Origin of the sequence: Actinacidiphila rubida (assembly GCF_900110255.1) — a bacterium.
GTDB lineage: Bacteria > Actinomycetota > Actinomycetes > Streptomycetales > Streptomycetaceae > Actinacidiphila > Actinacidiphila rubida.
In genome coordinates this window covers 124,715-151,355 of record NZ_FODD01000007.1, presented here as the reverse complement: position 1 = coordinate 151,355, position 26,641 = coordinate 124,715, and the positions used below count along the sequence as shown (strand labels likewise).

Sequence of the window (26,641 nt, the reverse complement as noted above, 5' to 3'; positions counted from 1 at the left end):
CGCTCGTCAACGGGGTGACGAGCGGCTTTAACCCTGGGTTAAGTCAGGACGTACGGTCGGTCCAAGGTTGGACCACCCGTCCCTCGGAAATCAGTCCTTAACCGCAGCCACGTCCTTGGGGAAGCCGTACGCGTCGGCGATGAGGTCGTAGCTGCGCAGCCGCGCCGCGGGCGTGTGGGCGTTGGAGGTGATGACCAGCTCGTCGGCGCCGGTGCGCTCGACGAGCGCGTCCAGCCCGGCCCGGACGTGGGCCGGGTCGCCGTGGACGACGTTGGCGAGCCAGGAGTCGACGAACTCGCGCTCCATCGGGCTGAACTCGTAGGCCTCGGCCTCCTCCACCGTGGGCATCAGGCCGGGCCGCCCGGTGCGCAGCCGCAGCATGCCCAGCGCGCCGGTGAGCACCTGGCGGCGGGCCTCGGCCGGGTCGTCGGCGGCGAGCGCGGACACCCCGATCGAGGCGTAGGGGGCGTCCAGCACCTCCGACGGCCGGAACGACTCGCGGTACAGGGCGAGCGCGGGGACGGTGTTGGCGGCGGAGAAGTGGTGCGCGAAGGAGAACGGCAGGCCGAGCGCGCCGGCCAGCTGCGCACTGAAGCCGGAGGAGCCCAGCAGCCAGATGCTCGGCCGGGCCGGCGACTGCACTCCCCCGTCCGCGGTCGCCTGTATCGGGCCGGGGATCGCGTGGATCCGCGCGTAGGGGTGGCCGTCGGGGAAGTCGTCGTCCAGGAAGCGGGTCAGTTCCGCGAGCTGCCGCGGGAACTCGTCGGCGCCCTCGCGCAGCCCGTCGGTCCTGCGCAGCGCCGCGGCGGTGGCGCCGTCGGTGCCGGGCGCGCGGCCGAGCCCCAGGTCGATCCGGCCCGGGGCGAGCGCCTCCAGGGTGCCGAACTGCTCGGCGATCACCAGCGGGGCGTGGTTGGGCAGCATGACGCCGCCCGAGCCCAGGCGCAGGGTGCGGGTGTACGCCGCCAGGTGGGCCAGGATCACCGCGGGCGAGGAGCTGGCGACGCCCGGCATGGAGTGGTGCTCGGCCACCCACATCCGGTGGTAGCCGCGGGTCTCCGCGGTCCTGGCGATCTCCACGCTGGCGCGCAGCGCGTCGCTCGCGGTCAGCCCCTTGCCGACGGTCGCCAGGTCCAGCACCGACAGCGGCACCGGCGCCGTACCGCGCACCGTGCCCCGGATGCCGTCGCCGCCGGTCCCCCCGCGTCCGGTCGTGTCCGTGACCGACTGCTCTGCGTCACCCACCGCGGGCGCCTCCTGTCGTTGTCGCATGCCGTCGCGTGCCGTCGCCGTCACATGGCGTCGCATGCCGTCGCGTGCCGTCACATGCCGCGGCCCGTCTCTCCTGGCGACAACCGGAGAGGCCGTCCGGTTGTTCCCCCGGGGGGCCTCCGCGAGGGTCACGCGCATCCCAGGAGCCCCACGGAGACCTCCGCGAGCGCCGTGAACACGCCACGGGACCGCCATGAATGCGCCGCCGAGTGCGCCGAGCGTGCGCCTCCGGGGGGTCGTTTTCCGCCGTTCCGAGAAGAGGGCAATGACGTGGACATATGCCAGACAGGCCCCTTCCTGCACAGACGCCTGAGGGCTGCTCGGGGCCTGTTCAACCACCTCTACCGGCAGGGGTATTGGGGCTATCGTGGAGTTCCGGTCACGACGCCGGGCCAGGGCCGCGCCGCTGGCCCACCGACCAGGCGCCACGTCCGGGACACGCAGACGGTCTTACCTGCAGGGGGCTACCGTGGCGCTCGAACACCGACAGCTGGGGCCGGTGCATGCGGTCCGGTACGCGCTGCGCGTGCTCGAATCCGTCGACTCCCACCGCGACGGCGTGACCGCCGAGCAGCTCGCGCGCGAGATCGGCGTGCCCCTGGGCTACCTCACCCAGCTGCTCTCGATGCTGCGCCGCGAACGCTACCTGGGCTTCCTGCCGGGCGGCGGCTACGTGGTCGGCGAGTCCATGGTGCTGCTCTGCGCCGCCAACAGGAACCTCGCCCTCGCGGAGAAGCTCCGGACGATCCTGTCGGAGCTGCGCGACGAGGTGGGCGCCGCGGTCTACTTCAGCCGGTACGACGACGGCGAGGTGCGGATCATCGACTTCGCCGACGGCCCGAACGCGCCCAAGGTCAACGAGTGGGTGGACTTCCGCTCCGCGGCCCACGCCAGCGCGGTCGGCAAGTGCCTGCTCTCGCAGCTCGACCACAACGGCCGCCTGGAGCACCTCTCCCGGCACCGTCCGGCCCGCCTGACCTCCCGCACCGAGGTCGACGACCGGGTGCTGCTGACCAAGCTGGAGCGCCAGCCGGCCAGCGTCCCGACGCTGGACCTGCAGGAGTACGCCATCGGCACGGTGTGCGCCGCCATCCCGGTCACCATCGGCAAGACCGTCGCCTGTCTCGCGCTGTCCATGCCGTACAGCCAGGCGCACCGGCTGCGCCCCGCGGTCGACACGCTGCACGAGCGCGCCGCGCCGGTGCTGCTGTCGATGAGCATCTGATCGCGGCCACCTCCCGCGGCCCGCGGGCCCCTGCCTGCCCGCCTCCCGCTCGCGCCGCCCCTGCCGGGCGCCCACCGGCACACCCACGGACACGGCGAAGGCCCCCCGCTTCCGCGGAGGGCCTTCGTCTCAGGTGCGCCGCCAGGGACTCGAACCCCGGACCCGCTGATTAAGAGTCAGCTGCTCTAACCAACTGAGCTAGCGGCGCCTGCTGACGTGGATGATCGTACCCGATCGGCGCGGATGCCCCCAACCGCGTGCGTGCCCCGGCGCCGCCCCCCGGCACCGTTCCGCCCGCCTCTGGCACCGTCCCGGCCCGGAGGCGGATAGCCGCCAGGCGGGAACGTGCCAGGTCCGGGGCGCTGACGCCGCCGGGACCCGGCCGGTAGATCATGCTCATGACTTCGAATCGACGCCGGACCGCCGTGCCGGCGGGCGCCACCGCGCTCGCCCTCGGCACCGCCCTGATGCTGCCGTCGGGCAGCGCCATCGCGGCGACGCCGCCGCCCACACCCCCGCCGGCCGCCCACACCTCGACCGCGCCCTCCTCCGCCACCGTCACCCTGGTCACCGGCGACGTCGTGCACCTCGGCACCGGTGCGGCCCCGACCGTCACCGTCGACCGTGCGCCGGGCGCGACCGGCGCGGTGCACGTCCGGCAGGACGGCGGCGACACCTACGTGATCCCCGACGAGGCCCAGTCGCTGCTGGCCGCCGGGACACTGGACCGCCGCCTGTTCGACGTCAGCGCCCTGGTGGCCATGGGCTACGACGACGCGCACAGCGCCGGCGTCCCGCTGATCGCCACCTGGACGAAGGCGGCCCGCGCGGCCCGCTCGCTGCCCGTCGCGCCGGCCGGCGCCCGGACGGTCCGCACCCTGCCGAGCATCGGCGGCGCCGCGCTCAGCGCCGACAAGAAGCACGCCCGCGCGTTCTGGGACGACCTCGACCCGGCCGCCGCGCGCGGCGCCACCGCCGCCCGGTCCGCCCGCACCCTGGACGCCGCCAACGGCATCGCGCGGCTGTGGCTGGACGCCAGGGCGAGCGCGGCGCTGCAGGACTCCGTGCCGCAGATCAACGCGCCGCAGGCGTGGGCCGAGGGCTACGACGGCACCGGCGAGAAGGTCGCCGTGCTCGACACCGGTGTCGACGACACCCACCCCGACCTGCAGGGCAAGGTCGCCGAGGAGCAGAGCTTCGTGCCCGGCGAGACCGTGGCCGACGGCCATGGCCACGGCACCCACGTGGCCTCCACCATCGCGGGCAGCGGCGCCGCCTCCGGCGGGCTGGAGAAGGGCGTCGCCCCCGGCGCCCGCCTGCTCGTCGGCAAGGTGCTCTCCAACGAGGGCTCGGGCCAGGACTCCTGGATCATCGCCGGCATGGAATGGGCCAAGGCCCAGGGCGCCGACGTGGTCAGCATGAGCCTGGGCAACCCGCTGCCCGACGACGGCACCGACCCGATGGCACAGGCCGTGAACAGCCTGTCGGCGGACGGCGGCCCGCTGTTCGTCATCGCCGCCGGCAACTCCTACGGCGCCGGTACCATCGGCGCGCCCGGCTCCGCGCGCTCCGCGCTGACCGTCGCCGCTGTCGACTCCGCCGACCAGCGCGCCGACTTCTCCAGCATGGGCCCGCTGTCCGGCAGCTACGGCCTCAAGCCCGACCTGTCCGCGCCCGGCGTCGACATCACCGCGGCCAAGCCCGGCGGCGGCTACCAGACGATGTCCGGCACCTCGATGGCCACCCCGCACATCGCGGGCGCCGCGGCCATCCTCAAGGAACGGCACCCCGACTGGACGGCCGACCGGCTCAAGGACGCGCTGATGTCCTCGTCCAAGGTGCTGCCGGACTACACCCCGTTCGAGCAGGGCACCGGCCGGGTCGACGTGCTCGCCGCCGTCGACTCCACGGTCCAGGCCACCGGCTCGGTCGACACGGCCGTCTTCCGCTGGCCGACCGCCGGCGCGGCCCCGGTCACCCGGACCGTCACCTACCGCAACAGCGGCGCGGCCCCGGTGACCCTGAAGCTGTCCACCGGTTCGGCGAGCGCCGCCTACACGCTGTCCGCCGACACGGTCACGGTCCCGGCCGGCGGCAGCACCGACGTCACGCTCACCCTCGACCCGGCCACCGTGCCGGCCGACACCACCTTCTCCGGCCAGGTCACCGCGACCGACGCGGCCTCCGGCGCCGTCGTGGCGCACACCGGCTTCGGCCTGGAGAAGGAGAAGGAGCTGTACAACTACACGATCAAGCTCCTCGGCCGGGACGGGAAGCCCACCGCGGGCACCGTGGTCATGGCGGAGGAGGGCAACCCCCAGTCGTGGCCGGTGCAGGTCGACGGGCAGGCCACGCTGCGCCTGGAGCCCGGCACGTACATGGCCTACGCCGAGATCGACGTCCCCGGTGACACCCCGGACTCCCTGGGCCTGGCGCTCGTCGCCGACCCGGAGACCGTGCTCGGGAAGGACACCACCGTCACCCTCGACGCCGGCAAGGCGCACCGCATCAGCGCGTCGGTGCCGCAGCGCACCCAGGTCCGGCAGCTCAACTGGGACCTGGCGCGCACCTTCTCCAACGGACAGCTGGTGCGCGACGTCGCGATGCTGCCGCTCACCTACGACGCGCTCTACGCCGCTCCCACCAAGAAGGTCACCGACGGCACCTTCGACTTCCTCACCCGGTGGCGGCTGGGCGAGCCGACGATCGCCCTCACCGACCAGGGCCAGGCGCTGGACACCCTCACCCCGGCCGGCTCCCCTATCGGCAACGGCACCTCCGTCCTGGCCACCGCCTACGCCGGCCAGGGCGCCGCGGCCGACTACGCCGGGCTCGACGTGCGCGGCAAGGCGGTCGTGGTGGACCGCGGCGACGCCGTGCCGCCCGCCGAGCGGGCCGCGAACGCCAAGGCCGCCGGCGCCGCCCTGCTCGTCGTCGTCAACGACGCGCCCGGCCGGCTGCTCGACTACTACGCCGGTGACGACGGCAGCGACGCGCCGCTGCCCGTGGTGACGATGCGGCACGACGCGGGAACGCGGCTGGCCGCCGAGGCGAGGACCGGCACCCGGATCCAGGTCGCCCAGCGCACGTACACCCGCTACGTGTACGACCTGGCGGACGAGCACGACGGCACGATCCCGGACCGTTCGCTGGCCTACACCCCGGATCCGAAGAAGGACCTGGCCAGGGTCGACGCCGTCTACAACGGCGACCGCGCCCGCTCCGGCGGCGGCTACCGCTACGACATCCCCGCCTGGGGCGCGCCGGGCGTCGGCTTCGCCGAGCGGGAGTCGTACCCGTCGACGCGCACCGAGTACGTCTCGAGGATGAAGGGCGCCGGCTACTGGTACGAGGACCACTCGGTGTACGACGCCGCGTACGAGAACCAGTTGCTGGAGGAGCGCGGCAGCCAGGACACCTTCCTGCCCGGGCACACCTACAGCACCTCCTGGTTCGGCGGGATCGTCCGCCCGCGCCTGGGCACCGGGTACTGGGGGCCGACCCGCTCCTCGTACAACGACATCCAGTTCAACATCAGCCCGTGGACGGACGGCGGCGCCGGGCACTCCGGTGCCATGCCGGCCGACGAGTACGACGGCAACACCACCTTCGCCGCCTACCAGGGCGACACCCTGGTCAAGAAGGGCGTCGGCCGGGCCGGCGGCCTGTGGGACCAGCCGGCGCAGACGCTGCCGTACCGGCTGGTGATCGACTCGGCGCGGGACGCGGCGCAGTGGAAGACCTCCATCCGCACGCACACCGAGTGGAACTTCGTCTCGGGGCCCGTCACGGGCGACGCGCTGGTGCCGGTCAAGCTGCTGCAGCTGGACTACGCGGTGGCCACCGACACGGCCACGGACGTGCCGGCCGGCCAGTGGACGACGATCGGGCTGTCGTCCGCGACGCAGGAGTGGCTGGACGGCGTGACGAAGGCGTCCTCGGCGACGCTGTCGGTCTCCTACGACGACGGCGCCACCTGGCAGCCGGTCACGCTCACCTCGCAGGGCAAGGGCTCGTGGTCCGCGCGGATCAGGACCCCGCACACGCCCGGCGGCGCGGTGTCGCTGAAGGCCACGGCCTCCGACGGCCACGGCGGATCGGTCAGCCAGCAGGTCATCCGGGCTTTCGGCCTGAAGTGACGCGCGGCTGAGGACGCGCGCCGCGTCGGGTGCCCGCCCGGACCCGGGCAGGTGAACACGGCGTCGATCGCCGGCGGCCCCGAGGGGGGCCGCCGGTGGCCGGCGGGTGCGGGGGTGGCACGGGGCACCCCCGCGGACCCCGTATGATGGTTCTCGCAAGCGCCGCTAGCTCAGTTGGTTAGAGCAGCTGACTCTTAATCAGCGGGTCCGGGGTTCGAGTCCCTGGCGGCGCACCCGAGACGAAGGCCCTCCGCGGAAGCGGAGGGCCTTCGCCGTTCCCGGGAGCAGGGCCCCGCCCGCCGAGCCGGGACGAGGCCGGTCGAGACCGGTTGGGGCCGGTCGAGACCGGTCGGGAGCCGGCCGGCCGGGTCAGGACGGCGGGGCGGACCAGTGGGCGGGGCGGTCCAGCGCACCGGGGATGCGGGTGCGGGCGTCACCGCGAGCCGCGTTCACCTGGGCCTGGGCGAGGAAGAGCGCGCCGGTCAGGTCGGCGCCGCGCAGGTCCGCGCCCCGCAGGTCCGCGCCGATCAGGTCCGCCAGCCGCAGATCGGCGTCCCGCAGGTCCGCCCCCATCAGGTACGCCCCGCGCAGGTCTGCGCCGCGCAGGTCCGCGCCCTTGAGCCGGGCGCCGGTGAGGTCCGCGCCGCGCCGGTTGCGCGGCCGCCGGACGGCCGCGGCGCGGGCGAGCGCGCTGGCCCGCAGCAGCACCGTGTTGACGGCGGCGCGTTCGGCCGCCACGTCCACGGCGAGCAGTTCCGCGGCGCCGAGCCGGGTGAGGCCGGCGACCCGGTCGCGTGCCGCCCGGGCGGCGGGGTGCACCTCGGCCGCGGCGTCCAGGACGAGCGTCCCGGCGAGGTACCAGAGCAGTTCGTGGAGCTGGCGCATCACCGGCAGCGCGGCGAACATCGCCTGCCCGCGGTCGGCGGCGTCCCGCCAGTCGCGCCCGCCGAAGGTCACCTGGGACACCTGCTGCCCGGCGCCGAAGCAGTCGTAGACCGTGCAACCGCGGTAGCCCGCGTCCCGCAGCGTGCCGTGGATGCCGCAGCGGTGGTCGCCGCCGAGGTGGCCGCAGGGTTCGCCGGCCGCCTTGTCCCGGGCGAAGTCCGCGGAGCGGGAGAAGGCCAGCGCCACGCAGCACAGCCCGAAGCAGGCGCCGCAGTCGGCCCGCAGGCCCGGCACGCCCGGCCCGTCCGGCACCGCGGATGGCTCCGGTGCGTCCGGTGCGTCCGGTGCGGTGGTGCTCACGGGCTGCTCCTGGTGCCGTGCCGGCGGCGCGCCCGGTGCCGCGACTGCGGCGGGGACGGGGCGACGCGGGCGGTCCGCCGTCCGGACCGCCCGCGTCCATGGTGCCCTGTCGGGGCCCCCGGCCGATCCCCGCGGTCAGCTGCCGGGGAAGACCGCGGGCTTGGCCGGGGTGTACAGCCAGGTCTGGAAGAACGCGCCGAGGTCCTGGCCCGACAGGTGCTCGGCGAGCTGCCGGAAGTCGGCGACGGTCGCGTTGCCGTACCGGTGCTGGGCGGGCCACAGCCGCAGCAGCTTCAGGAACGCCTGGTCGCCGATCGTGTCGCGCAGCGCCTGGATCGCGACCGCGCCCCGGTCGTACACCGCGTCGTCGAACTGGTTCTGCGGGCCCGGGTCGCCGGGCTCGACCTTCCAGAACGGGTCGTCGGCCGGGTGCGCGTCGTAGACCTGGCGGGCGAGGTCCTGCGGCGTGCCGGTGTGCTCGTGCTCGGCCCACAGCCACTGGGCGTAGCTGGCGAAGCCCTCGTTGAGCCAGATGTCGGACCAGCGCTCCAGCGACACGTCGTCGCCGTACCACTGGTGCGCCAGCTCGTGCGCGACGACGGAGGTGTTGACGCCCTTGGAGAACGTGGCGGGGCTGTAGAACACCCGGGTCTGGGTCTCCAGCGAGAAGTGCGTGGGCACGTTCGGCACGTAGCCGCCCGCCGAGTCGAAGGGGTACGGCCCGAAGTAGCCGCTGAGGAAGTCGACGATCTCGGCGGTGCGCTCCACGCTCGCGCGGGCGTTGGCGGCGTTCGCGCCCAGGTCGGTGCTGTAGGCGTTGATCACCGGGATGCCGGTGCGGGTGCGGCTGTGGGTGATGTCGAAGTGCCCGACGGCGAGCGTCGCCAGGTACGTGGCCTGCGGCTTGGTCTGCTGCCAGTGGTAGCTGGTCCAGCCGTCCGCGGTGCGCTGGGACAGCAGCAGCCCGTTGCTGATCGCCTGGTCGCCGGACGGCACGGTGACGTGCACGTCGTAGCTCGCCTTGTCCAGCGGGTGGTCGTTGCTGGGGAACCACCACCACGCCGACTCGGGCTCGTTGGCGGCCACACCGCCGTCCGGGGTGTGCTGCCAGGACGTGAATCCGTACCGCTGGACGGTGGACGGCACGCCCGCGTACGTGACCGCGACGGTGATCCGCTGCCCCCGGCCGACGGCGTGCCGCGGGGTGACGACCAGCTCCTGCTCGCCGCTGGTCGCGAAGGCCGCCGGGCGGCCGTCGACGGTGACCTTGCTGACGTCCAGCGCGAAGTCCAGGTCGAAGCTGGTCAGGCCCTGGGTGGCGGTCGCGGTGATGACCGCGGTGCCCGACAGGGCGTCGGTGGCGGGCTGGTACCGCAGGTTCAGGTCGTAGTGGGAGACGTCGTAGCCGCCGTTCCCGTAGGTCGGGTAGTAGGGGTCGCCGATGCCGGGGGCGCCGGGTCCGGCGCCGGCCGCGGAGGCCGGGATCGCGAGCAGCAGGCCGAGTACGGCGGTGGCGGAGGCGATCACTCTCGTGCGCACAGGGGTCCTCCAGTGCGGAGATCAACGGATGGCAGGTACACGGTGACCCTAGGAAGGGCCGCCGGCCCCAGCCACCCCGAACGCCCCTGCTGTCGCAGAACCTTCACCGGGCGCAACACAACGGCCGGAAAGCACCGCCCCCGCCACCTGCCGCCCCTCCGGCTGACGTGGGCCGGAAGGGCGGATAGGTTCACCATGTGAAGAGTGTCTGGTTGCGGGCCGTCCAGCGCCTGGAGAGCGAGTACCTCGCGCGCCTGGGCCTGTCCCTCCCGCTGCTGGCGCTCGCCGTGGTGGTCGCCGCGGACCTGATCGCCGGCCGCGACCACTACCTGACGCCGGGCATCGTCGCCGCGCCCGCGCTCGCCGCGATCACCGTCAACTGGCACAAGACGCTGCTGGTCAGCGTCATCGGCGGGGGCGTGCAGGGCGCCCTGGCCCCCTACGACGGCATCACCACCACCTCCGACCACGACGTGCTCTTCGGCCAGCTCTACGCCTACTGCGTGGTGTCGGCGTTCAGCGTCTACATCGCGTGGCGGCGGGAGACGGGCGCGCGGGCGTTCACCGCCGTCGCGTCGGTCGCCGAGGCCGCCCAGCACGCCCTGATGCACCCGCCGGCGCCCCGGGTGGGGACGGTGCGGGTCGCCGTCCGCTACGTCTCGGCCGCCGACGCCGCGCAGATCGGCGGCGACCTGTACTCCGTGCTGGAGACCCCGCACGGCGTGCGGGCGCTGATCGGCGACGTGCGGGGCAAGGGACTCGCCGCCGTGCAGAGTTCCGCGGTGGTGCTCGGCGCCTTCCGCGAGGCCGCCTTCGACGAGGGCGGCCTGGACCGGGTCGCGGCCCGCGTGGACACCAGCGTCGGACGGCACGTCACCAGCGGCGACTTCATCACCGCGCTGTTCGCGCAGTTCGACGAGCCGGACACCGTGGAACTGCTGCACTACGGCCACGTGGCACCGCTGCGGGTCTCGCGCGACGGCGAGGTGGCGACCCTGGAACCCGCCGAGCCGTGGGTGCCGCTCGGCCTCGCCGACATGGTGCCGGGCCGGCCCGAGCCCTGGCGGGTGCCGCTGCTGCCGGGCGACGTGCTGGTGCTGTGCACCGACGGGGTGATCGAGGCCCGCGGCGCCCAGGACGGCACCTTCTACCCGCTGTCGGACCGGGTCGGCCCGCTCGTCGCGGGCAGCGGCCACGAACTGGACACGGCCGTCGAGCGGGTCTACGACGACCTGCTGCGGCACACCGGCGGGACACTGTCGGACGACGTGGTGCTGCTGCTCATCTCCACCATGTCCCGCCCGCTGCCGATGCACCCGCAGGACCCGCCACTGCTGCGCTCCTGACGGGCCGTCCGCGGGCCGTGAGCCACCCGGCCGGGCGGGCGGCGGCTCACCGGCCGCGCGTCACGGCTCCGGCCACGCCCCCTGAGGACCGCCGGGAGCCGCGTCCGGCGGTTCCCCGGACGCGGGCGCCGGGCCCGCACCGTCCGCCGCCTCACCCGGCACGGCACCCCCGGCGCCGCCCGCGCCACCCGCCGCGTCCCGCACGCCGGCCTCCGGACCGGACCCCGAGCGCTCGGCCGGCCGTGCGCCGGACTCCTCGCCCGGCCGCTCCCCGGCCCCCTCCCCCGCACCGTCGCCGCCGCCGCCGTGGCTGACGCCGGCCTCCTCCTTCTCCTCCGGCACCACACGCGTCGCCCGTTCCAGGGCGACCAGCACCGACTCGTACGGCTCGCCCGTGGCGTGCTCCATCGCCAGCTCGCACATCCGGTCCGCGGACAGGTACAGGTCGTAGTCCCGGGCCGCGACCTCCTCGGCCTCACGGCGCGTCGCCGCACGGGTCAACTCCTCGCGCAGCAGACCGCGGTCGCCCGCGAACGCGCAGCACCCCACGTCGTCGGGCACCACGACCTCCGCCGCGCACGCCCGCGCCACCGCCTCCAGCGCCCCCTCGGCCCCGCCGCCGCTCCCCCCGCCGTCCACCGGGCCCTCGCGCAACTGCCGTGACGCACACGTCGGATGCAGCACGGCACTCGCGACCCGCGCCGTGACGGACAGCTTGGGCAGCAGGTGCTCGGCGGCCCACACCACCGAGTCGATCACCGTCAGCTCCCCGTGCAGCTCGCGGTTGGCCTCGCTCAGATACGGCACCACGTCCCGGGACAGGCCCAGCGTGCACGCCCCCGCGTCCACCACGACCGGCAGCCGCCCGCCGCCCGTCCACGCCCACGTCTGCTCCACCATCCGGTTCGCCATCACCTCACCGCCCTCGGTGAATCCCTTGCCGTGCCACAGCGCCGAGCAGCACGTGCCCGCGACGTCCGGCGGGATCCACACCGGCATCCCCGCCCGCTCCGAGACCGCGACCACCGCCCGCGGCACCCAGTCCGCGCCCCGCCGCGGCGGCCCGAACACCCGGTTGGCGCACGCCGGGTAGTACACGGCGGTCGCCCGGTTCCGCTCGGTGCGCGGCAGGCGGGGAGCCGCGCCCGGAGTCTCCGGCAGCCAGTCCGGCACCAGCTCGGCCCCCGCCGCCCGCCGCGCCAGACCGGCCGCGGCCGCCAGCGGCCGGTCCCCCGCCCGGCCCCGTATCGCCGTGGCCGTGGCCAGCGCCGTCCGCGCGGTCCGCTCGGCGGCCCGCCCGAACGTCGCCAGCCGGGCGGCCGCGCGCTCCTCCGCCCGCGTGTGCCGCGCGGCCCGCAACTCCCGCATCAGGGCGCCGGTGTCGATGCCGACCGGACACGCCAGGCGGCACAACGCGTCGCCCGCACACGTGTCGACCGCGTCGTACCCGTACGCCTCCAGCAGCTCCTCCAGCACCGGGGAACCCGCCGGCTGGCGGAGCATCTCCCGCCGCAGCGCGATCCGCTGCCGCGGCGTCGTCGTCAGGTCGCGGCTCGGGCAGACTGGTTCGCACAACCCGCACTCCGTGCACGCCCCTGCCGGCCCCTCGACCACCGGCAGCGTCTTCAGGCCGCGCAGATGCCCACGCGGATCCTGGTCCAGCAGCACCCGCGGCGCCAGGATGCCGTCCGGGTCGAGCAGCGCCTTGACCCGCCACATCAGCGCGGCGGCCGGCGCACCCCACTCGCGTTCCAGGAACGGCGCCGCGGCCCGGCCCGTGCCGTGCTCGGCCCGCAGCGACCCGTGGAACCGCTCGGTGACCATCCGGCAGAAGGCGTCCATGAACGCGGCGTAGCGCTCCGCGTCGGCGGGCTGCCCGGGATCGAAGGCGAGCAGGAAGTGCAGGGCGCCGTGCGCGGCACGCCCCGTGACGCCGGGGTCGAAGCCGTGCTGCTCCTGCAGCGCCAGCAGTTCGGTGCACGCCTCGCCGACCCGGTCGGGCGGCACCGCGAAGTCCTGCACCAGCAGGGTGCTGCCGGCCGGACGGCCCCCGCCGACCGCGGCCGTGAAGGCGCCACGGGCCCGCCACATCGCGGATATCTCCGCCGCCCGGCGGGTGAACGCGTTGTCCGCCGACGCGACCGGACTCACCAGGCCCAGGTCGTCGCATATCCGGCGGGCGGCCCGCTCGTAGGCGGCCAGCTCCACGTCGTCCGCGGCCCGGAACTCCACCAGCAGCGCGGCACACTCGGCCGGCACCTCGGCCCACTCCGCGGGCGCCCCCGGCGTCCGCCCGCAGGCCCGCAGCGCATGCCCGTCCAGCACCTCCACCGCGTCGGCGCCCGCCTGCGCGAACAGCGGCACCGCGGCAGCCGCGGCCGGCAGCGACGGGAAGAACAGCAACCCCGCCGTGACCGCCGGACGCAGCGGCAGCGTCTCGAAGACCGCCTCGCTGACGAAGCCCAGGGTTCCCTGCGCGCCGACCATCAGGCCGCGCAGGATCCGCACCGGCGTCTCACCGTCCAGGAACGCGTCCAGCCGGTAGCCCGCGGTGTTCTTGACGGCGTGTTTGGCACGGATCAGCGCGGTCAGCTTCTGGTCGGCCTCGATCTCGTCCCGCAGGTCCAGCAGCCCCTGATACAGCTCGGGCTCGGCGGCGGCCAGCGCCGCGTCCGCCTCCGGATCACCGGTGTCGACCACCGTGCCCGACGGCAGCACCACCGTCAGCGACGCCACCGTGTGGTACGAGTCGCGGGTGGTGCCGGCCGCCGGCCCGGACGCGTTGCCCGCCACCACGCCGCCGACAGTGGCGGCCGCCGCACTCGACGGGTCCGGCCCCAGCACCCGGCCGTGCCGGGCCAGCGCCGCGTTCGCCCGCGCCAGCACGGTCCCCGGCAGGATGCGCGCCCGCACACCGCCCGCCTCGACCTCCACCCCGCTGAAGTGCCGCCGCACGTCGACCAGGATGTCCTCACCCTGCGCCTGCCCGTTCAGGCTCGTACCGGCCGCACGGAACACCAGATGGCGGCGCTGCCGCCGCGCGAACCCCATCAGCTTCACCACGTCGAGCACGCTGTCCGGCACGACCACGGCCTGCGGCACGAACCGGTACGGGCTCGCGTCCGACGCGTAGGCCACCAGGTCCGCGACACGGCCGAGCACCTTCTCCGGCCCCAGCAGCTGCTCCAGCCCGGCCCGCAGCCCCGCGGGAGCGCCGCCGGCGCGCGCCTCCTCCACCCGATCCGCCGCGGCCTCCTCGGGCGCGACGGGGCGCAGCGCCTCGGCTCCCCTCCCCTCCTTCTTCCGCTCTCCTACGGGCATCAGGACCTCCTTGACGGGGATCACACCTTCTGCACGATATGCCGGAACTCCGGGGTGCGCGCGGTGTCCTGGCCCCGGGACGGGCCCCACCGGCACGCACCGGGACCGGCCGGAGCCGCCCCCGGGGCCCGGGGCCCGGGCGCCGCGCTACCGCGCGACCGGATGGGAGCCGGTGAGCGCGGCGTAGACCACGACGTTGGCGGAGTACTCCTGCTGCGTGCGGTCGAAGCTTCCGCCACAGGTGATCAGCCGCAGCTCGGGACGGCCGGTGCCGGACCCGTAGACCCGCGAGGCGTCGAAGTGGTCCTTCTGCACCACCTCGACGGCCTCCACCGAGAACTCCGCCACCGTCCCGTCCGTCCGCGTCACGTCGACGACGGCGCCGCGCTGCACGGTGCTCAGCGCGTAGAACACCGCCGGGCCGGTCTCGGTGTCGACGTGGCCCACGATCACCGCCGCACCGGGCGCGCCGGGCGCCGGACCGCCGCGGTACCAGCCCGCGACGCCCGGGGTGTCGTACGGCGGCGGATCGATGGTGCCGTCGGTCAGGTCACGGCCGACCAGGGAGGCGTGCACGCCGATCGACGGGACGTCCAGCCGGGTCGGCGCCGCGGCGGGCAGCGGCGCGTGCGGCGCGTACACGTGCGGCGGATGGTCCGCGGCGACGGCCGCGGCGACCGCCGCACCGGTGTCACCGCCGGACCCGCCGTGGCCGGCCGGGCCGAGCCACCAGGCGGCCAGCAGGAGCAGGGCGACCGCGGCGGTCGCCCAGGTCCTGCCGTCCGGCCTGGCGTCGGCCCCGACGCCGGCCCGGTGGGCCGTCACCCGGATCAGCCGCGCTCGCCGGCGACGGAGCGGCGGCGCCGCAGGGCGAGTCCGGCCAGGCCGGCCGCGGCGAACGCACCGGTGATCACCAGCGGACCGGTGCTCGAGCCGGCCGCGGCCGGTCCCGCGGCCAGCTGCGCGGTGCCGCCGCCGCCCGCGGGGACGGGGAAGACGGGCTTGCCCGGGGACACGGGCGTGACCGGCGAGACCGGACGGCTGGTGGACCCGGTGATCGTGACGGACGCCTTGGCGGAGCTGCCCGCGCCGTCGCACTGCACGGACACCGCGTACGAGCCGTCGACCGCGTCGGACTTGATGAACGCGCTGCCCTCCAGGCCGCTGCTGCCGTCCGAGGCCGGGGCGAGGGTGATGCTGTCGACGAAGACCGCGGCGCTCGCCTTGGCCTTGTGGCCCGAACTGCACGACACCGACAGGTGGATGGTCACGCGCCCGCCGGGCGCGACGCTCGCCGGCGAGACGTCGACGGCGTCGGCGCCCGCCGCGGACAGCGGGTCGGCACCGGTCGCCGCGGGGTCGGCCCCGGCGCTGCCGGCCACACCGGCCGCCCCCGCGGCCGGGTCGGCGCCACTGTCCACGCCGCTGCCGGTGTCCGTGCCGGCGCCCGGGTCGGCGCTCAGATCGGTGCCGGTGCCCGGGTCGGTGCTGCCGGTGCTGCCGGTGCTGCCGGTGCTGCCGGTGCCCGGGTCGGTGCTGCCGGTGTCGGTGCCTGCCAGGGGGTCCGCGGCCGCGGACCCGGCAGGGTCGGCTGCGGCGCTGCTCGTGCCGCCGGTATCGGCGGCGGCCGGCGCCGCGGCGGACACTCCGCCGAGGGCGACCACGGCCGCCAGGCCGGCCGCGGCGACGGCGGGCAGTTTCAGACCAGACATGGAAGAGACCTCCGCTCGGCCGGGCGCGGGGACTCGCACCCGGTGCTTACGAAGATCCCGTCACCCCCCGCCCCCCGCACCCCGGGCGCCGCCTCACTGACCCATCAGGGTGATGATGTGTACACACACAGTCACATACTCGTGATCGTCACACGAGCTACCAAGAGGCAGAGACATGCTCAACGTGGGTGGGTACGCCCGGATCTCCGACATCGGCCACCTCGGTGACGGGCGCGACGGGCGTGAGGGAGTGTCTCGCCAACGCGAGGACATCGACGATCTCGCCCGATCGCGGCGGGTCCGGGTGCACCGCGTGTACGAGGACAACGACAGGTCCGCGTACCAGCGGCGCACCCGGCGCACGGCGTTCGAGGAGATGGTCTCGGACCTCGAGTCCGGCGTCATCAGCGGCATCCTCGCCTACGCCATCGACCGCATCGCCCGGCAGCCGCGCGACCTCGAGCGCCTGATCGACATCTATGAGCAGGCCCGCCGCCCGATGGTCTTCGCCACCACGGCCGGCGACTACGACCTCACCACGGTCGACGGCCGCTTCCAGGCCCGGATCCACGTGACGATCGCGAACAAGTTCTCCGCCGACGCGGGGCGGCGGGTCGCACGCCAGCGGCAGGCCGAAGCCGCGGCCGGCAAGCCGCACCAGGGAAAACGCGCCTTCGGGTGGAAGGACGCCCAGCACGTCGACGAACGGGAGGCCGAGATCCTGCGCCGGGCGCGCAGGGACATCGTCGACGGCAAGCTGATCGCCACCGTCCATCGCGAGTGGGTCGAGGCCCAGGTCCGCACACCGCAGACTCCGGCCGGCAGGACCATCAGCTACAGCAGTGTCCCGTACGTGCTGCGCAACCCACGCCTCTGCGGCTTCCGCTCCTACATCCCCCAGGAACACCGCGCGCGGGCCGGTCGCCTGGACCCGGTCGAGTACCTGGTGGAGCGCACCGACGGCAGCCCCGTGGTCGGGACGTGGGAGACGATCTTCACCCCCGCGGAATGGCGGGAGCTGGTCGACGTACTCGACGCCCGCCGGCAGACCGGCAAAGGACGGAAGGCCGGAACGCCGGTCACGAAAAGACTGCTGTCCGGCATCGCACGCTGCGGCAACTGCGGCTCGGGCCTGCACTCGGCGATGTACCAACGAGGCACGCCGAGCTACGAGAGGTACGGCTACTACTACGTCTGCACCTTCTCCGGCGGAGGCTGTGGACGGCTCTCCCGCAGCGGCCCCCCGGTCGAGGACCACGTCGAGAGGGCGCTGTTGAACAATCTCGGGGAAAAGGCCCGCGGCGAAGCGCGGTCCGAACCGGAGGACCCGGCATCGGCGGACGTCGGATCGGCACTGATCCGGATCGACGCGGACAAGGCCGAGGCCCGCCGGCTCCGCGCCGAGGACCTGCTGTCGCTCGCCGAGTTCGCCCGGGAGATGCGGCGTCTGGAGGAGAAGGAGCGCGGCCTCTCACAGCGGGCCTCCGTCCCTCGCGTGGCGCCGGTTCATTCGCGTTCGCTCGCCGCGCGGATCGTCCGCGAGTGGGAGACCTACACCGTCGACATGAAACGCACGGTGCTCACGCGCAGCATCGAGGCCGTGGTCGTGAGCAGGGCCGGCAAGGGCGGAGCCCAGCGCGGCGTCTTCCGGCCCGAGCTGCTGGAGATCGTGTGGAAGTGACGTTCCCGCCGAATCCCCGCGACTCGGCCCCTTCGGACCTCGCCGCTAGGCTTGGGAGCAAGGACTGATCGCTAAGGAGCCCCTCCGTGTCAGAGCGCAAGCCCATCCGATCGTGGCTCACCGACATGGATGGCGTGCTCATCCATGAAGGCGTTCCCGTCCCCGGAGCAGACGCCTTCATAAAGAAGCTCCGGGAGTCGGAGAGACCGTTCCTGGTCCTCACGAACAACTCGATCTACACACCGCGCGACCTGCACGCCCGGCTCACCCGCATGGGGCTGGAGGTGCCGGTGGACAGCATCTGGACGTCCGCCCTGGCCACGGCCAAGTTCCTCGACACCCAGCACCCCGGGGGCTCGGCCTATGTGATCGGCGAGGCGGGGCTCACCACGGCCCTGCACGACGCGGGCTACATCCTCACGGACGTCGATCCTGATTTCGTGATCCTGGGCGAGACCCGGACCTACTCGTTCGAGTCGCTGACGAAGGCCATCCGCCTGATCAACGAGGGAGCAAGGTTCATCGCGACCAATCCCGACAACACCGGTCCCTCGCCCCAGGGCGCCCTCCCGGCGACCGGCTCGGTGGCCGCTCTGATCACGAAGGCCACCGGCAAGGAGCCGTACTTCATCGGCAAGCCGAACCCGCTGATGATGCGCACCGGCCTCAACGCCATCGGCGCGCACTCCGAGACCTCCGCCATGATCGGCGACCGTATGGACACGGACATCCTGGCCGGCCTGGAGGCCGGCATGGAGACCTTCCTGGTGCTCACGGGCCTGACGACCACGGCGGACATCGACCGGTTCCCGTTCCGCCCGACGAACGTCGTGGACTCGATCGCGGACATCGTCGACCTGGTGTGACCGCGAACGGCGAAGGCCCTCCCCGAGCGCGCGGGGAGGGCCTTCGGCAGGTCAGCTGCCGGTGGCGGACTTCCAGGCGTCGACGTAGGAGGAGAGGTTGGTGTCGATGTCCTTCCAGTCCGGGGTGAAGACGTCCACGCCGGACATGATCTCCTTGAGCTTGACCGCGTTCGGGTCGGTGGCGGTCACGTCGGTGCGGGCGGAGAAGCCGCCGCCGACGGAGGAGACCTCCTGCTGGACGTCCTTGCTGAGCAGGAAGTCGAGCAGCTTGCGGCCGGCGTCCTCGTGCGGGCCGTTCCTGACCAGGCCGGCCGCGTACGGGAGCGCGAAGGTGGTGGGCTTGGAGGTGGCGCTCGCGGCGGGGAAGAAGATGCCCTGGTTCGGCATGGACGACTGGTCGGCGTAGTTCATCTGCACGTCGCCGTTGGCGACGAGCAGTTCGCCCTTGTCGACCTTGGGCGCGAGCTGGCCGGTGGACGCGGACGGGCCGACGTTGTTGGCCTGCAGCTTCTTGAAGTAGTCCATGGCCGGGCCCTGCCCGCCGAGGTCGTGCATCGCCTTGATGACGACGGCGGTGCCGTCGCCGGCGACGCCGGGGGTGGAGTACTGCAGCTTGTTCTTGAACTTCGCGTCCAGCAGGTCGTCCCAGGTCCTGGGCGGCTGCGGCAGCTCCTTCTTGTCGTAGATGAAGCACAGGTAGTTGTTGACGATGGACGTCCAGTGCCCGGCGGCGTCCTTGTCGGCGGCGGCCACCTGGTCGGAGCCGGCCGGCTTGTAGGCGTCGAGCAGGCCCTTGCCGTCGGCCTGCTGGATGAACGGCGGCAGGGTGACGACCACGTCGGCCTGGGTGTTGGACTTCTCGCGGACCAGCCGCTGGACGACCTCGCCCGAACCGCCCTCGACGTACTTGACCTTGATGCCGGTCTTGGCGGTGAAGTCCTTGAACGCCTTGTCGTAGAAGCCGTCTCCGGCGTCCGAGTGCAGTCCGTCGGCGCTGTACACGGTCACCTCGGTCGACGGCTTGCCGCTGTCCGCGGAGGACGAGCCTCCGCAGGCGGCCAGGGCCAGTCCCAGCGTCAGGGTGCCCGCGACGGCGGTGAGCGGGGTAACGATGCGGTTGCGCATGGCAGTTCGAACTCCCTTGTTCACGATCGGGCCGGTGGCCCGGTGATGGTCGGCCCCGTGGGGGCCCGGTGACGGCTGGGGCGGGGGGCCTCAGCGGTAGGAGGCGCGGGTGCGGACGCGGGACATGCCCAGCAGCACCACGAGCGTGGTCAGCATCAGGACGACGGCCAGGGCCGCGCCCTCGAAGAGCGAGCCGCGGCTGGTCGCTCCGTAGATCCGTACCGGCAGCGGCACCCAGTCCGGCGGGTAGAGCATCATCGTGGCGCTCAACTCCCCCATGGACAGGGCGAAGCAGAGTCCGGCGGCGGCGGTGAGCGAGGGCAGCAGCAGCGGGATGCGGATCCGCCACAGGACGGTGGCGGGGCGGGCGCCCAGGCTGGCGGCGCTCTGTTCGTAGGCCGGGTCGAGGCGCGAGAGTGCGGCGCTCACCGACTGGTAGGCGAAGGCGGTGACGAGGACGGTGTGGGCCAGGACGACGATCCTGGCGGTGCCGTTGAGGAGGAACGGCGGCTGGGAGAAGGCGACCAGCAGGGACAGTCCGACGACCACGGAGGGTACGGCGACGGGCAGCATGAACAGCCCGTCGAGGACGCGGCGTGCCGCACCGCGCAGCCGTTCGGCGGCCAGTGCCGCCCAGGTGCCGATGACCAGGGCGAGGAGGCTGGCGGCCAGTGCGGTCAGCAGGCTGGTGGTGAGGGCGTGCAGCGAGTCGCCGTGGGTGACGTCCCGGTAGTGGGCGAAGGTGGCGTGGGAGGGGAACGCGCCGCTCCAGTGCGTCGCGAAGGACGCCATGACGACGACCAGGAAGGGCAGCGCGAACAGGGGCAGGAACAGGACGAAGAAGAACAGCCAGGCCGTCCAGCGGCCCTTGCGGCTATGCACGAGCACGCCGGCCACCTCCCAGGGCGCGGGCGGCCGCCGCCCGGTAGAGGGCGTAGAGGGCCACCGACAGCACGACCGCGACCATGGCGACGGCGCAGGCGCCGGGGTAGTCGCCGTCGAGGATGGCCTTGCTGTAGACGAGCATCGGCAGGGTGGTGACGCCCTTGGCGCCGGTGAACAGGACGATGCCGAACTCGTTGAGGCACAGGACGAGGACGAGGCTGCCGCCGGCCGCGAGGGAGGGCAGTGCCTCGGGCAGGATGATCTGCCGGACGATCCGCGGGGCGCGGGCGCCCAGTGACGAGGCGGCCTCCACCTGTGCGGTGTCGACCTGGGAGAACGCGGCGAGCAGGGGGCGCATCACGAACGGGGTGAAGTAGGTGACTTCGGCGAGCAGGACGCCCCAGGGGGTCTGCAGGAAGGCCACGGGTCCGTGGGCGGCGCCGGTGGCGTCGGTCCACAGGCCGTTGGCCATGCCGACCGTGCCGTAGACGAACAGCAGGGCGAGGGTGATCAGGAAGGACGGGAAGGCGAGGAAGACGTCGATGAAGCGGCTGAGCGCCTTGCCGCCGGGGAAGGGCACGAAGGCGATGACCAGGGCGAGGGCGAAGCCGAGCACCAGGCATCCGGCGGTCGAGGCGGTGGCGATCCACACGGTGTTCCACAGGGCCTTGCGGAAGGAGTCCTCGTGGAAGACCTGGGTGTAGGCCGCGAAGGAGTGGCCGCCGCTGTCGGGTGACAGGGACTGCTTGGCGACGAGCACCAGGGGATAGAGGAACGACAGTCCGAGGGCGGCCACGGGCGGCAGGGCCCAGGCCCAGCCGGGTACGCGGCGGGTGCGGTGGCGCGTGCCGGGTGCCTGGGGCCGCCGGCCGCGGGTGGCGGGTTCCGCGGGTGCCTGCGGGGGCGGGCCGGCCGTCGCGCTAGCCAACGGGGACACCTCCCGCGAGGCCCGCGGGCAGCAGCACGCCGTCCTCGGCGTCGAAGGTGAGGGCGACGTCGTCGCCGACGCGGGGCGGCTGCCGCAGGTCGCCGACGTCGGCGCGCAGTTCGTGGCCGTGGGCCTCGACCAGGAGGCGGTGGGTGTGGCCGCGCCACTGCACGTCGGTGACGGTGCCGTGCAGGATGTTGGCGCCCGGGACGGCGGCGGCTTCGGGGGAGCCGGCCGCCGGGCCGGTCGCCTTGGCGTCGGTGATCCGCAGCGCGTGCGGGCGGACGCACAGGGTGGCCTCGGCGCCGGCGGCGGGTCCGGTGGACGCGTCGTCGGGGGCGGTGACGCGGAGCGTGGTGGCGTCGAGGCTCACCGAGCCGGGCTCGCCGGCGCGTACCCGCAGGAGGTTCGCGTTGCCGACGAACGTGGCGGTGAACTCGGTGCGCGGGGTGCGGTAGAGCTCGTGGGGCGTGCCGCAGTCCTGCAGGCGGGCCTGGTCGAGGACGGCGATGCGGTCGGCGAGGGTGAGGGCCTCGATCTGGTCGTGGGTGACGTACAGGATCGAGACGTCCGGCAACTCGCGGTGGAGACGGGAGAGTTCGGCGAGCATGCCGGAGCGCAGCCGGGCGTCGAGGGCGGACAGCGGCTCGTCGAGCAGCAGCACGCCGGGGCGGATGGCCAGGGCGCGGGCGATGGCCACGCGCTGCTGCTGGCCGCCGGACAGCTCCCGCGGGTAGCGGCGGGCGTAGCCGGCCATGCCGGTCATCTCGAGTGCCTCGGTGACGCGGGCGGCGATCCGGCCGCGCGGAGTGCGCCGCGCCTTGAGCCCGAACGCGACGTTCTGGTCGACGCGCAGGTGCGGGAAGAGCGCGTACTGCTGGACGACCATGCCGATGCCGCGCTTGTACGGGGGCAGGTCGGTGACGTCCCGGCCGCCGATCATGACGCGGCCGGAGGCGGGCCGGACGAATCCGGCGACGGCCCGCAGCGCGGTGGTCTTGCCCGAGCCGGAGGGGCCGAGCAGGGCCATCACCTCGCCGGGCTCGACGGTGAGGTCGAGCGCGTCCAGGACGGTGGTGCCGCCGTAGGCCACGGTCACCCGGTCGAACCGGATGCCCGCCCCCTGCGGGGTGTCCGTGCGGTCTGCGGCCGGGTCCATGTCACAGCCTCCCGAGCAGCGCGGGGAGGTCGGCCACCGAGGCCAGGACGTGGGTGGCGCCCGCGTCCTTCAGCTGGGCGTCGGTGTGCGCACCGGTGGTGACGCCGGCGACGACGCGGGCGCCGGCGCGTATGCCGCTGAGCATGTCGAAGACGGTGTCGCCGGCGACCGCGACCTCCTGGACGGAGCCGGTGCCGGTGCGCAGCAGCGCGGTGAGCACCATGTCGGGGTGGGGGCGGCCGCGGCCGGCGTCGGCCGGGCACAGTGTCAGGTCGGCGATGTCCTGCCAGCCGAGGGCGTTCAGGATGGCGTCCTGGGTGGTGCGGGAGAAGCCGGTGGTGAGGACCACGGTGCGGCCCTGGGCGCGCAGGGCGCGGATGGCGTCCTCGGCGCCGGGCAGCGGGGCGCAGGCGCCGGAGTCGACGAGGTCGGCGTAGGCGCGCTCGAACGCGGCGTTGGCCTGCTGGGCGCGTGCCTCGTCGCCGAAGAGCGTGCGGAAGACGCTGATCTTGGACTCGCCCATGGTGGCGCGGACGTGGTCCAGCTGGGCGGCGTGCTCGGTGCTGCCGGGGGCGACGCCGAGTTCCTCGGCGGCGCGGGAGAAGGCGGCCTCGACCAGGCCGCCGTCGGCGACGGTGGTGCCGGCCATGTCGAGGACGACGAGCGTGACGGGGGTGCGGGGGGCTGCGGTCATGGTGCTCTCGGTCGCGGGGGTCTGGGGGGTGTGCGCGGTCATGGGGTTCACCAGCCGATCTCGTTCGCGGTGGCCTCGCCGATCGCCGGGGAGCAGGTCATGCCCCGGCCGCCGGGTCCGGTGACCAGCCACACGCCGTCGCGGACCTGCTCGCGGTGCACGACCCGGGTGGTGTCGGCGCACTGCGCGTACACCCCGGCCCAGCGGCGGCGGATCCTCGGCAGCGGGCGGCCGAGGATCTCCCCGGCGCGGATGAGCAGGTGGTCGTAGGGGTCCTCGGTGACGTCGAAGGAGAACGCCTCGTCGTACTCGTGGGTGTCGCCGATGGTCAGGCCGCCGTCGAGGCGCTGGACCATGAGCATCTGCATGCGGTGGGCGGCGGGCACCGGCGGCTGGGGGTGGCCGTCGCGCAGGGCGTCCAGGGCGCCGCCGGCGTAGGCGGGGTAGTAGCGGAAGCTGTCGCCGTCGGCGACGGAGGTGGTCAGTTCCTCGCCGAGCGGGTCGGTCTGCGCCATCTGCAGCCGCACCCGGCGTACCGGCAGCTGCGGGGCGAGTTCCCTGACCAGGCCGGACAGCCAGGCGCCGGTGGTGAGCACGACGGTGTCCGAGGCGTACGAGGTGCCGTGGTCGTCGCGGACCAGGCCGGGCGCGACGTCCCGGACCTCGCGGCCGGGCACGAAGGTGTAGCGGCCGCCGGCGGCGAGGTGCTCGCGCAGCGCGGGCAGCGTCAGCCGCGGCTCGACGGCCGCGTCGCGGGTGCACAGCAGCGCGCCGCTGATGTCGCCGCGCACGGCGGGGTTGTGCGCGCGGACCTCGGCGGGGGTGAGCCAGGCGTAGCCGCGGTCCGCGGCGTCGGGGCGGCTGAGCACCTCCTCCGCGACGGCCTGCTCGGCGGCGCTGCGCACGACCGTCAGCGAGCCGTTGGCGCGGAAGCCCACGCCCGGCACGCGGGCGCCGATCTCCTCCCACAGCTCGCGGGCGCGCTGCGCGGTGGCCAGTTCGGGCCCGGCCGCGCGGCCGCCGACCCAGACCAGGCCGAAGTTGCGGACGGACGCGCCGCGGGCCTCGCGCTCGCGCTCCAGGTGGACGACCTCGTGGCCGCGTTCTATGGCGTGCCAGGCGTGCATGGTGCCCAGCACCCCGGCTCCGACGACAGTGACTCTCACGGCCATGACGTTCGCGGTGCCGCATGGACGGATGGCGTCCGGATACCGACGCAGGGGTGAACAGGGCAGCAAGCTTGGCCCAGACCCGTTATCGCTCCGTGACCTTCAGAACGGAGCGGTGGTCAACTCGGTTGCCCATGAGGGACCTTGAGGTAAGGGGATGGCGCGGGACCCGTACGGGGCTCGCCCGGGTGGTCAGATCCGCTTGTCCAGGTGGACGGTGAAGCTGAAGCGGTCGCCCCGGTACAGCGAGCGCACCCGCTCCAGGGGCTCGCCGTCGGCGTCCTTGCTGGACCGGTGCAGAAGCAGCATCGGCAGCGCGGGCGGAGTGCCGATCAGCAGCGCCTCGCGCGGCGTGGCCAGCACCGTCTCGATCCGCTCGTCCACCACGGACGGCTCCACGCCGATCTGCTCGCGCAGGAACCCGTAGAAGGAGGTGTCGGGCTTGAAGTCCCGTGCCAGGTACGGGAGTCGGGCCACCGACAGGTAGGTGCTCTCCAGCCCGACCCGCTCGTCGTCGGCGAGCAGCACGCGCTCCATGTGCCACACGGGCGCCCCGACCTCGACCCGCAACTCGCCGGAGAGCACCCGGTCGGCCTCCAGTTGCTCCAGGCCGATCAGGTTGCGGCCCGGGACCCGGCCCTGCCGCCGCACGCCCTCGGTGTAGCTCGCGGTGGACAGCGGCTGCACCAGCTTGGGTCCGGCGACCACGGTGCCGCGGCCCTTGCGCCGGACCCGGCCCTGGAGGAGCAGCTCACGCAGCGCCTGGCGAACGGTCTCCCGCGCGACCCCGAAGCCCGACGCCAGTTCCCGCTCGGTCGGTAGCAGCCCGCCCTCGCCCAGCTGGTCGAGCAGCTCCTCCAGCCGCGTCTTGACCGCGAAGTACTTCGGCACCCGGCCGTGTTCGGGGATGCCCGCGCGGATCGGGGCGCGCGGGTCGGCGGCGTCACTCATCCCATGATCCTGCCAGACGCGGTCCCCCGCCCCGCACCGCGGCGACCGCGGGCCCGGGACGGCGCAGGGGCGTCACGGGACGGCGGAGGAGCGTCGAGCGGAGGCAGAGGCGGGGCAGAGGCGGAGGGGGAGGCAGAGGCGGGGGCGGGGGCGGGCGTCAGGCGAGGGCGGCGCGGGTGAACAGCGGCGCCAGCACCAGGAGCGCCGCTCCCTCGGCGACCGCCAGCGGCGTCGCGGTGGACACCGGCACGGCCCGGCCGCGTCCCGCCAGCACGCCCGCGGTCTCGCGCCGGAACACCTCGGGCGCGGCCAGGACCGTGCGGCCGCCGAGCACGATCCGGTCCACGTCCAGCAGCGCGACGAGGTTCGCCGCCCCCACGCCCAGCAGCCGCGCGGCGCCCGCCGTGTCGCCGCGCGCGGCCGCGGCCAGGCACAGCGCCTCCAGGCAACCGCGGTTGCCGCACTCGCACAGCGGCCCGTCCAGCTGCACGACCTGGTGGCCGAACTCCCCCGCGCCGGTGCGCCCGCCACGGTGCAGCACGCCGTCGAGCACCAGCGCGGCGCCGAGCCCGGCGCCCAGGTGCAGGTACGCGAACGACTCGCCGGCCGCGACGGCGTCCGCCGCCCGCCCGGCACCGGGCCCGCGAGGACCGTCGGCAACGGCGACGGCGGGTGCCACGGGCGCCGCGGGGGAACCGTCCGGGCCGGTGGGGACGGCGGGCGCTGGCGGTGGGGCGGCCAGGACGGCGAGCGCGGCGGCGTTGGTGTTCTTGTCGACGGCGACGGGCAGGCCGAGGCGGGCGGCGAGGGCGTCGCGCAGCGGCACGCCCTCCCAGTGCGGGAAACCGGTGACGCGGTGGAGCGTCCCGGTGCGGTGGTCGAGGGGCCCGCGCATGCCGACTCCGACGCCGAGCACCGGCCCGGACGCGAGGGCGGCGATCTCCCGCACCTGCGCGGTGATCGCGGCCAGCCCGTCGGCCACCGGGCGGTCCAGCGCCAGCGGCGCCGACCGCTGGGCGACGGTCCGGCCGGCGAGGTCGGTGAGCACCGCGGTCACGGTCTCGCCGTCGAGGTGGACGCCGACCGCGTACCGGGAGCCGGCCGCCAGCCGCAGGCCGGTGCCGGGCTTGCCGCCGGTGGACGGCAGCCGGCCGGCCTCCTCGACCAGCCCCTCGGCGCGCAGCCGTGCGGTGATCTTGCTGACCGCCTGCGGTGTCAGGCCGGCCCGCTCGGCCAGTTCGGGGCGGCCGAGGCCGGGGCCTCCGGCGAGGGTCGCCGCGCGCAGCAGATCGAGCAGCACGGCGGCGTTGTGGCTGCGCAGGGCGGGCAGGTTGGCCCCAGAGGCGGACGGATGCACGGGTCCATTGTCCCGCCCGCTTGCACT

Annotated in this window: 19 protein-coding genes and 2 tRNA genes; 6 read left to right on the top strand and 15 right to left on the bottom strand. The window is 74.2% G+C overall.

Going from position 1 to position 26,641, the window contains the following annotated elements; translation table 11 throughout:
* Window positions 1-90: 90 nt before the first annotated feature.
* Entirely contained in the window at window positions 91-1,245 is a 1,155-nt protein-coding gene (locus BMW99_RS09330) for an LLM class flavin-dependent oxidoreductase (RefSeq protein ID WP_069463213.1), read from the bottom strand.
* Between the two features lie 496 nt (window positions 1,246-1,741).
* On the opposite strand from BMW99_RS09330, the gene BMW99_RS09325 reads away from it, so the two are divergent.
* Complete coding sequence (locus BMW99_RS09325) at window positions 1,742-2,497, top strand: IclR family transcriptional regulator (RefSeq protein ID WP_069463214.1); 756 nt, start codon at window positions 1,742-1,744, stop codon at window positions 2,495-2,497.
* A 134-nt stretch (window positions 2,498-2,631) separates the two neighbouring features.
* Here the strand turns inward: BMW99_RS09325 and BMW99_RS09320 are convergent.
* Window positions 2,632-2,705: transfer RNA gene (locus BMW99_RS09320), tRNA-Lys, on the bottom strand.
* A gap of 190 nt (window positions 2,706-2,895) precedes the next feature.
* Here BMW99_RS09320 and BMW99_RS09315 point away from each other — a divergent pair.
* Together BMW99_RS09315 and BMW99_RS09310 are read left to right on the top strand one after the other, a co-directional pair.
* A complete protein-coding gene (locus BMW99_RS09315) occupies window positions 2,896-6,636 on the top strand; it encodes a S8 family peptidase (protein ID WP_075016628.1) in 3,741 nt (1,246 codons plus the stop codon).
* A gap of 159 nt (window positions 6,637-6,795) precedes the next feature.
* Window positions 6,796-6,869: transfer RNA gene (locus BMW99_RS09310), tRNA-Lys, on the top strand.
* Between the two features lie 136 nt (window positions 6,870-7,005).
* Here the strand turns inward: BMW99_RS09310 and BMW99_RS09305 are convergent.
* Window positions 7,006-7,881, bottom strand: coding sequence for a pentapeptide repeat-containing protein (locus tag BMW99_RS09305; RefSeq protein ID WP_069464889.1), 876 nt, complete (start codon window positions 7,879-7,881; stop codon window positions 7,006-7,008).
* A gap of 135 nt (window positions 7,882-8,016) precedes the next feature.
* Window positions 8,017-9,420 (bottom strand): M1 family metallopeptidase, encoded by a 1,404-nt coding sequence (locus tag BMW99_RS09300; protein ID WP_079138636.1) that lies wholly within the window; start codon window positions 9,418-9,420, stop codon window positions 8,017-8,019.
* 197 nt (window positions 9,421-9,617) lie between these two features.
* On the opposite strand from BMW99_RS09300, the gene BMW99_RS09295 reads away from it, so the two are divergent.
* A complete protein-coding gene (locus BMW99_RS09295; protein ID WP_079175994.1) occupies window positions 9,618-10,766 on the top strand; it encodes a PP2C family protein-serine/threonine phosphatase in 1,149 nt (382 codons plus the stop codon).
* A 60-nt stretch (window positions 10,767-10,826) separates the two neighbouring features.
* Here the strand turns inward: BMW99_RS09295 and BMW99_RS09290 are convergent, their stop codons facing one another.
* The 3 genes from BMW99_RS09290 to BMW99_RS09280 form a co-directional block, all read right to left on the bottom strand.
* Entirely contained in the window at window positions 10,827-14,087 is a 3,261-nt protein-coding gene (locus BMW99_RS09290; protein WP_079176001.1) for an FAD-binding and (Fe-S)-binding domain-containing protein, read from the bottom strand.
* A 147-nt stretch (window positions 14,088-14,234) separates the two neighbouring features.
* Window positions 14,235-14,912: a class F sortase gene (locus BMW99_RS09285; RefSeq protein WP_075016596.1), complete on the bottom strand. Its 678-nt coding sequence runs from the start codon at window positions 14,910-14,912 to the stop codon at window positions 14,235-14,237.
* 5 nt (window positions 14,913-14,917) lie between these two features.
* Window positions 14,918-15,799, bottom strand: a complete 882-nt coding sequence (locus BMW99_RS09280; RefSeq protein WP_075016595.1) for a hypothetical protein — start codon at window positions 15,797-15,799, stop codon at window positions 14,918-14,920.
* A 175-nt stretch (window positions 15,800-15,974) separates the two neighbouring features.
* Between BMW99_RS09280 and BMW99_RS09275 the strand changes: the two genes are divergently transcribed.
* Together BMW99_RS09275 and BMW99_RS09270 are read left to right on the top strand one after the other, a co-directional pair.
* The gene (locus BMW99_RS09275; RefSeq protein ID WP_069464807.1) at window positions 15,975-17,480 is read left to right on the top strand and encodes a recombinase family protein; all 1,506 of its coding nucleotides are present in this window, start codon (window positions 15,975-15,977) and stop codon (window positions 17,478-17,480) included.
* Window positions 17,481-17,605: 125 nt separating this feature from the next.
* Window positions 17,606-18,346 carry an HAD-IIA family hydrolase gene (locus BMW99_RS09270; RefSeq protein ID WP_407640279.1) on the top strand — a complete coding sequence of 247 codons (741 nt, stop codon included), beginning with the start codon at window positions 17,606-17,608 and terminating at the stop codon, window positions 18,344-18,346.
* A 51-nt stretch (window positions 18,347-18,397) separates the two neighbouring features.
* Here BMW99_RS09270 and BMW99_RS09265 read toward each other — a convergent pair whose 3' ends face one another.
* The 8 genes from BMW99_RS09265 to BMW99_RS09230 form a co-directional block, all read right to left on the bottom strand.
* On the bottom strand, window positions 18,398-19,471 hold the full coding sequence (locus BMW99_RS09265; protein WP_069464809.1) for a 2-aminoethylphosphonate ABC transporter substrate-binding protein: 1,074 nt from the start codon (window positions 19,469-19,471) through the stop codon (window positions 18,398-18,400).
* A 90-nt stretch (window positions 19,472-19,561) separates the two neighbouring features.
* Complete coding sequence (locus tag BMW99_RS09260) at window positions 19,562-20,359, bottom strand: ABC transporter permease (protein WP_069464813.1); 798 nt, start codon at window positions 20,357-20,359, stop codon at window positions 19,562-19,564.
* A complete protein-coding gene (locus tag BMW99_RS09255) occupies window positions 20,346-21,284 on the bottom strand; it encodes a 2-aminoethylphosphonate ABC transporter permease subunit (protein ID WP_069464812.1) in 939 nt (312 codons plus the stop codon). The genes BMW99_RS09260 and BMW99_RS09255 overlap by 14 nt, the downstream gene beginning before the upstream one ends.
* Window positions 21,277-22,443, bottom strand: a complete 1,167-nt coding sequence (locus tag BMW99_RS09250; protein ID WP_069464810.1) for an ABC transporter ATP-binding protein — start codon at window positions 22,441-22,443, stop codon at window positions 21,277-21,279. Before BMW99_RS09250 ends, BMW99_RS09255 begins: the two co-directional genes overlap by 8 nt.
* Window position 22,444: 1 nt before the next feature.
* Window positions 22,445-23,179: a phosphonatase-like hydrolase gene (locus tag BMW99_RS09245; protein WP_075016625.1), complete on the bottom strand. Its 735-nt coding sequence runs from the start codon at window positions 23,177-23,179 to the stop codon at window positions 22,445-22,447.
* A gap of 5 nt (window positions 23,180-23,184) precedes the next feature.
* On the bottom strand, window positions 23,185-24,303 hold the full coding sequence (locus BMW99_RS09240) for a TIGR03364 family FAD-dependent oxidoreductase (protein ID WP_075016626.1): 1,119 nt from the start codon (window positions 24,301-24,303) through the stop codon (window positions 23,185-23,187).
* A 195-nt stretch (window positions 24,304-24,498) separates the two neighbouring features.
* Window positions 24,499-25,257, bottom strand: a complete 759-nt coding sequence (locus BMW99_RS09235; RefSeq protein ID WP_069467705.1) for a GntR family transcriptional regulator — start codon at window positions 25,255-25,257, stop codon at window positions 24,499-24,501.
* Between the two features lie 157 nt (window positions 25,258-25,414).
* Window positions 25,415-26,614 carry an ROK family transcriptional regulator gene (locus BMW99_RS09230; protein WP_075016594.1) on the bottom strand — a complete coding sequence of 400 codons (1,200 nt, stop codon included), beginning with the start codon at window positions 26,612-26,614 and terminating at the stop codon, window positions 25,415-25,417.
* Window positions 26,615-26,641: the final 27 nt, after the last annotated feature.